This is a genomic window from Enterococcus sp. SB12 (assembly GCF_030910025.2).
GTDB classification, from domain to species: Bacteria; Bacillota; Bacilli; order Lactobacillales; family Enterococcaceae; genus Enterococcus_B; species Enterococcus_B faecium.
On sequence record NZ_CP175675.1, the window covers coordinates 2,512,885 to 2,520,000 of the forward strand.

The following is a 7,116-nucleotide window of genomic DNA, read 5'->3' on the forward strand; positions in this document are numbered from 1 at the left end:
TTAACATCCTCGTTTGCTTCTTCTAATTTATTTATACAAAGTCACACTTTTTTAATCATCTGTTCTTCGATACATTTCTATTTCTTTTAAACATCGTTACCAATATTTTGAACTTAAGAGTGCATACCAAATGGATTCATTTACTCTTCGTCAGTTACGAAGATAATCAAAATCTCCAACTTCCCTACTTATTTCGTTTTGAGAATTATCGAAGCAATCTTACATAAATAACTAAAAAACAAAAAACCAGAAAATCAGTATACTGATTTTCTGGTTTTACATGGTTTGTTCAATAAAAAGCTGTTGGAACTGTTAATATTAAATTATCGCATCGTTACGAATTCTTCCGCTCCTGTTGGATGGATGGCTACTGTATTGTCAAAGTCTTCTTTAGTTGCACCCATCTTGATAGCCACGGCAAAACCTTGCAGCATCTCATCGACACCAACACCAATAGCATGTAAGCCGACGATTTTTTCTTCTTTTCCGACACAGATCAATTTCATTTCGCATTTTTGGCGATAATCATTTAATGCAAAGTACATTGGGGTAAAGCGTGAACGATAAACTTTCAATTCATTTTCGCCATATTTTTCCAATGCTTCTTCTTCTGTCATACCAATTGTTGCAATTGGTGGATGCGTAAAGACGACTGTCGGAACAAGTTTATAGTCAAGATAAGAATCTTTCTTTCCATTAAATAAACGTTCTGATAAACGTCTACCAGCTGCGATTGCAACAGGAGTCAGATCTAATTTACCGATCACATCACCAACAGCAAAAATATGTTCATCCGTTGTATTTTGGTATTTATCTACTTTGATAAACCCTTTTTTGTCCAATTCCACATTTGTATTTTCCAGACCTAATTTTTCGGTATTCGGTACACGTCCACCGGCAAAAAGTACACAATCACCAGTTAAGGTTTCACCATTTTCAAATAGCACCGTATATTCGTCATTGTTTTTAGTAATTTCTTTAGCAATATGATGTGCGTAAGTTTTTATTCCAGCTTCTTGGTACATTTGGATCAAATTGTCCGAAAGCATTTTATCAAACGTTCTAAGTGGTCGTTCTTTTCGATATGCCCACATGACTTCACTACCTAAACCACGAAATACACCTGAAAGTTCAGCCGCAATGTATCCAGCACCTAAAACGATTGCTCTCTTAGGTAACTCTGTTAATTCAAAAAATCCATTTGAATCAATGGCGTATTCTCCACCAGGAATGGTCATTTTACTTGCACGGCCTCCAGTAGCGATCAAGATTTTAGGAGCACGATAGGTTTCACCGTTTACTTCGATCGTTTGACTATCGATAAAAGTAGCGTAACCTTTTATAGCCTCGACATGATTGCTATCTAATCCTCTTTGATAAGCACCGTGTAGAAAATCAATATATTTTTCTCGTCTTTCTACTAGACCGGCGAAATCAACATTTTTTAAATCTGCTTGGATACCGTAACTTGAGGCATCTCGTTCAATTGTTTCCAAAATCGTACTTGCTTGCCACATAACTTTTTTAGGTACACAACCGACATTGACACACGTTCCGCCCAATTCATTCGCTTCAATCAGCAAAACTTTTGCGCCATGCATCCCTGCTCTGTTTGCTGAAGCAATACCGCCAGAGCCGCCACCAATTACGATGTAATCATATATTTGCATTTTGTTCCTCCTTATTGAAGAGATCAATCAAAACCTTTATTTAACGATCCTTTTTCTACAGAAAACAAGTGTAACACTTTTCTTGAATTTTGTATGCGAAGATGCTTAAAATAGGGATATATCAGCTTTTTCCTTATTTACGTTTTCGGATCATATCTCCAGGTTTCACCGGCTGTGCGACTGGCATAGTTAAAATCATCATTGGATTTGGTGCTCGGTCAATGGATTCGCCTTCTTCATTATGCATAACTTCAACGGTTTGACTGAAATGACTGAATCCTGGACCATAAAATTCGATTTCATCTCCTACAGAAAACAAGTTTCTCTGACGTATCGTAGCAATCTGTGTTGCCTCATCATAAGATAATACTTCACCAACAAATTTATATACTGGGATTTTACGACGTTCACCGAATAATTGTTCGTTTTCAGTTGGTGTATTGTAGTAAAAACCTGTAGCTAATTCTCGTTGTGCTACTTTCCATAACTCGTCGATCCATTCTTGCTTGCAGACATAGTTTTCAGGGTCTTCCATATAACTGTCTACAGCCGCTTTATAGACATTTGACACCGTAGATACATAATGGATCGATTTCATTCTTCCTTCGATCTTGAAGCTGTCTACGCCGTTTTCAATCAATTCTGGAATATGTTCGATCATTGACATATCCACTGCACTCATCGAGAATTCTTCTTCCACTTCGCCTGTATCAGTTAAACTGTTTCGTTCTTGACCAAAAGGCATATCGAACAATCCATACTTCCAGCGACAAGATTGAGAACATCCGCCACGGTTTGCATCCCGCATCGACATATGGTTGGACAATGTGCATCGACCAGAATAAGAGATACACATGGCACCATGGATAAATGCTTCGATTTCGATATCCGTATTTTTACGAATCTCTGCCACTTCCTCCATTGAAACTTCACGAGCTAAAACGACACGTTCCAACCCTTCTTCTTTCCAGAATTCCAATGTCTCAAAATTAGTTGCTGAAGCTTGAGTGGATAAATGGATCGGCAGACCTGGGGCTTCTGTCGCACAAATTTCGATCAAAGCTGGATCAGAAACAATTACTGCAGAAATACCGACATCACGCAAACTGCGGAAAAATTCCCCTGCTCCATCTTCATTTCCTTCATGGGTGACCATATTAGCAGCAACGTATACCTTCGCATCATGTTCTTTTGCAAAAGCAACTCCTTCAGCCATTTCTTCATAAGTAAAATTACCTGCACGGCTTCTTAAACCATATGCATTCCCGCCAATATATACTGCATCTGCTCCATAATGGATCGCGGTTTTTAACTTTTCCAGTGTTCCTGCTGGCGCTAGGATTTCTGGTCGTTTCAATTTTCTTTTTACTGTCATTTCTTTCATCATACTCCTTATTTGATAGCAGAAGGATCAATATAAAAGAATCCTGTATCTAATTCACGGTTTTCAGGATGCAATTTACTGATTTCGCTAGTCATTTTTTCCGCTTTTTCTTGATCCCAGCTACCTTCTAAAATTTGTTTTTTTGCTTCGGCGAATAGTCGAGTGATGTTTACGAATTTTTCGCCTGGAGTAAATAATCCGTCCAATTTCCATGTACAGTAATGATGCTGATAAAGTTCATTCAATTCATTCGAGAGATTCAGATCATTGCTGGCAAAAATATGTGTGCCATGACTATCTTCATAAATAGAATAATGTGTCTCTTCTTTTTTAGGTTCCGAGATAAAAAGACCTCTTTCACGATCTTTTTGTTCGTCTTGTTTTGTATAGTTATAGTAATTCTGTAGCAGTGGACGTTTGGATTGATGGATGCATGTAGCACCATACACAAGGGTTTCTACAGGAATATCGAGTTTTTCTTCCATCGCCTTCATCTCTTCAAAAGGAACTTCACGAGCAAGTACTGCTCCAACTGCGCCTTTTTTCGCCCAGAAATTGATTTGACGTGCGCTCGTTACTAATGTTTCAGCATCATAAATATACGGTATACGCAATTCAGGATTTTTTTTCATCGTATAAATAATACCTGTATCACCAACTGTGATCACATCTACGTTTATTTCTTTTAAAAAAGCCAAATATTCAGGTACATTTTTCATTTTTTCAGGATGAATGATCCCATTTACAGCAATATTCGCTTTTTTACCATACTTGTGTGCTAATTCTACCAATTGTCGCTGTTCTTCTCGTGTAAATGAAGCAGGCAGACGCAATCCAAATTGCTCTTCACCGAAATATAGTGTATCTGCACCTGCAGCAAGCAACTGTTCTGCTTGTTCAGTAGTTTCTACTGTGGTTATGAGTTCGATCATAATTTTCTCCTCCTACAACTTCATAATAGTAGCATAGCTCTAAAAACTTTCCAATACTTCTTCTATTTAAAGTCGGATTTTTGAAAATTATTTCACAAAAAATCAAAATAAAGTTCGATATATTCTGTCCAAATATAAAAAGAGATTGTGACAAAAATCTTGTCACAACCTCTTAATCAAGTCTTACTATTGTAAAAATTCAGCTACACAGGCCAAGTAACTATAGGGAACCTACTGTTTCCTTTTTAGGTCCGCGAACATTCAATGTGATCTTACCTTTTGAAGCACCTACTGTTACGTGGTCACCTAAACGAATTTCTCCGCCAAGCAAAGCCTCGCTCAATCGATCTTCAATTTCTTTTTGAAGTGCGCGACGGATTGGACGTGCACCATATTCAGGATCAAATCCAGCTTTCCCGATCACATCGATTGCAGATGGTGTGATTTTCACTTGAATATCTTGTTCTTTCAATCGTTTGATAATCGCTTTGCTCATGATTTGGACGATTGTATGGATTTCATCTTTACTCAATGAATGGAAGACGACAGTCTCATCGATTCGATTCAAGAATTCAGGTCGGAAAGCTTTCTTTAACTCTTCTAAGATACGTTTTTGCATGGCTTTGTGATCTTTAGTAACATCTTGGACATTGAATCCGACATTTTTTTCTTCTCGAATTTGTGTCGCTCCGATATTTGAAGTCATAATCATGATTGTATTTCTAAAGTCCACTTTTCTACCTTTAGAATCTGTTAAATGACCATCATCCAATACTTGCAAAAGTAAATTGAAAACGTCTGGATGTGCTTTCTCCACTTCATCTAAGAGAATCACTGAATATGGTTTTTGACGAATTTTTTCTGTCAACTGTCCACCTTCATCATACCCTACGTATCCTGGAGGAGATCCGATTAATCGGCTTGTACTGTATTTTTCCATAAATTCTGACATATCAACACGGATCAGGGCATCTTCGCTCCCAAACATGACTTCTGAAAGTGCTTTGGCCAATTCTGTTTTTCCGACACCAGTTGGTCCAAGGAACATGAATGAACCAATTGGACGATCAGGATCTTTCAATCCGCTTCGTGCACGGCGGATCGCACGTGAAACTGCTTTGACAGCCTCATCTTGACCAACGACACGTTCATGCAGAAGTCCTTCCAGTTCTAACAAGCGTTCGCTTTCTTTTTTCTCCAACTGCTGTAGAGGGACACCAGTCCACTCCGATACAACTGTAGCAACATCTTCTTCTGTTACACGATCAGAATAACCTTGCTCCTGTTTTGCTTCAATTGCAGAAACTTTTTGCAGCTTTTTACGTAGTGCTTTTTCTTGTCTGCGTAATTGAGCAGCATTTTCAAAGTCTTGTTTTTGGATCGCTGCTTCCTTTTCTTGTACTAGTTCATCGATTTCTAGTTTGATCACAGTTGATTTTGTTAAGTGATCGGTTTGATCCAAACGGACTTTCGCTGCTGATTCATCGATCAAATCAATTGCTTTATCGGGTAGTTGACGAGAAGTGATATAACGAACAGAAAGATTGACTGCTGCTCGTACAGCTTCATCTGTGATCTCCACTCCATGGTGCTCTTCATATCTTGTACGTAATCCTTGAAGAATCACTTCTGCTTCTTCAGGAGTTGGCTCATCTACTTGAATGCGAGCAAAACGTCGCTCTAATGCAGAATCTTTTTCGATATATTTTTGATATTCATCTAGGGTCGTTGCTCCGATCGTTTGTAATTCTCCTCGAGCTAACGCCGGTTTCAAGATATTCGAAGCATCAATTGCTCCTTCTGCTCCACCTGCACCAATTAAGGTATGCAATTCATCAATGAATAAGATTACTTGACCATCATTATAGATTTCGTCGATGACCTTTTTCATTCGATCTTCAAATTCACCGCGATATTTCGTACCAGCAACCAAAGATCCTATATCAAGCATCATCAGGCGCTTTTCTTGCATGTCTTCTGGCACTTCACCTAAAATGATTTTTTGAGCTAACCCTTCAGCAATGGCTGTTTTGCCTACACCAGGTTCACCCACCAGTACAGGGTTATTCTTTGTCCGTCGGCTAAGAATCTGGATAAGCCGTTTCACTTCTCTCGAACGACCAACAACTGGGTCCAGCTTGTTTTCTTTTGCTAATTTCGTCAAATCACGTGCTAATGAATCTAGCGTAGGTGTTCCTTGCGGTGTTTGCCGTTTATCTTGTACATTTACATTTCTACGACGATTCATTCCTTTTCCAGCAGAATCACCAGCTAGCCCCATTTTTTGTTTCAGAACTTGACGGGCTTTTGAAAGGCTGATACCTAAGTTGATCATGATTCGAGTAGCCATGATACTTTCATCTTTTAATAAGCTCATCAAAATATGTTCTGTTCCAACTTTTTGAGAACCAGTTTTCTTCACTTCGCTGCTAGCTAAAGCAAAAACTTGTTTCATTCTTGGTGAATATGGAAGAAAGACTCCTTTAGGGTAAGAACGGATACCACCATAACCAATCAGATGTTCAATTTCTTCATAAATTTCCGTTTCATTCAAATCCATTTCACGTAATACTTTTCCAGCAATTCCATTTTGCTCGACCACTAAGGCTAGTAAAACATGTTCTGAACTAACTGATTGATGTTTCAATCGTTTTGCTTCTTCTTGTGCAATTTCTAATACTGCTTGGGCTCTTTCAGTAAAAAGTTCTTCCATCTAATCTCACTTCCCATCTTCATAACTTAAACGTTCCAGAAATGCTCGGAGAATCCGAGCACGTGTATGATCTTCATATTCATTGAAATTCAATGTGTTTTTTGCAATTGCACTCAACATCAAGTTTCCTTCTTTTTTTGTAATTATTTGGTCTTCATAAAGTTTTTGAATAATAGCAAAAGCATTTTTCTCACTGAGTGTATCATCAAATAACTGATTTATCTGCTCAAGTAATTGTTTTTTATCTGAAATCCTTACTTTTGCAATTCGTATATAACCACCACCACCACGTTTGCTTTCTACTAGATAACCACGTTGGATGGTAAAACGGGTATTAATCACATAGTTGATTTGTGAAGGAACACAGTTAAAGAGGTCTGCCATTTCAATCCTTCGAATCTCGATCATTTCACTATT

At 38.1% G+C, this 7,116-nt stretch carries 5 protein-coding genes (1 of these 5 only partly in view); all 5 read right to left on the reverse strand.

Annotated elements, in window-relative coordinates:
- Window positions 1–323: 323 nt before the first annotated feature.
- On the reverse strand, window positions 324–1,670 hold the full coding sequence (gene gor / locus RBL01_RS12470) for a glutathione-disulfide reductase (RefSeq protein ID WP_002318792.1): 1,347 nt from the start codon (window positions 1,668–1,670) through the stop codon (window positions 324–326).
- A gap of 133 nt (window positions 1,671–1,803) precedes the next feature.
- Complete coding sequence (locus RBL01_RS12475; protein WP_002318037.1) at window positions 1,804–3,057, reverse strand: peptidase U32 family protein; 1,254 nt, start codon at window positions 3,055–3,057, stop codon at window positions 1,804–1,806.
- Between the two features lie 5 nt (window positions 3,058–3,062).
- Window positions 3,063–3,986: a peptidase U32 family protein gene (locus RBL01_RS12480; protein WP_002318793.1), complete on the reverse strand. Its 924-nt coding sequence runs from the start codon at window positions 3,984–3,986 to the stop codon at window positions 3,063–3,065.
- A 220-nt stretch (window positions 3,987–4,206) separates the two neighbouring features.
- Window positions 4,207–6,699: an ATP-dependent Clp protease ATP-binding subunit gene (locus RBL01_RS12485; protein ID WP_002318794.1), complete on the reverse strand. Its 2,493-nt coding sequence runs from the start codon at window positions 6,697–6,699 to the stop codon at window positions 4,207–4,209.
- A gap of 6 nt (window positions 6,700–6,705) precedes the next feature.
- On the reverse strand, window positions 6,706–7,116 hold the 3' portion of the coding sequence (locus RBL01_RS12490) for a CtsR family transcriptional regulator (RefSeq protein WP_002327581.1). Its footprint extends 57 nt past the window's final position; 411 of the gene's 468 nt are visible here — the last part of the coding sequence; the start codon falls outside the window, past its right edge — the gene reads right to left on this strand; its stop codon occupies window positions 6,706–6,708.

Coding starts and splice junctions, on each gene's coding strand:
- gor (WP_002318792.1), bottom strand. CDS start 1,670: ATGCAAATATATGATTACATCGTAATTGGTGGCGGCTCTGGCGGTATT.
- RBL01_RS12475 (WP_002318037.1), bottom strand. CDS start 3,057: ATGATGAAAGAAATGACAGTAAAAAGAAAATTGAAACGACCAGAAATC.
- RBL01_RS12480 (WP_002318793.1), bottom strand. CDS start 3,986: ATGATCGAACTCATAACCACAGTAGAAACTACTGAACAAGCAGAACAG.
- RBL01_RS12485 (WP_002318794.1), bottom strand. CDS start 6,699: ATGGAAGAACTTTTTACTGAAAGAGCCCAAGCAGTATTAGAAATTGCA.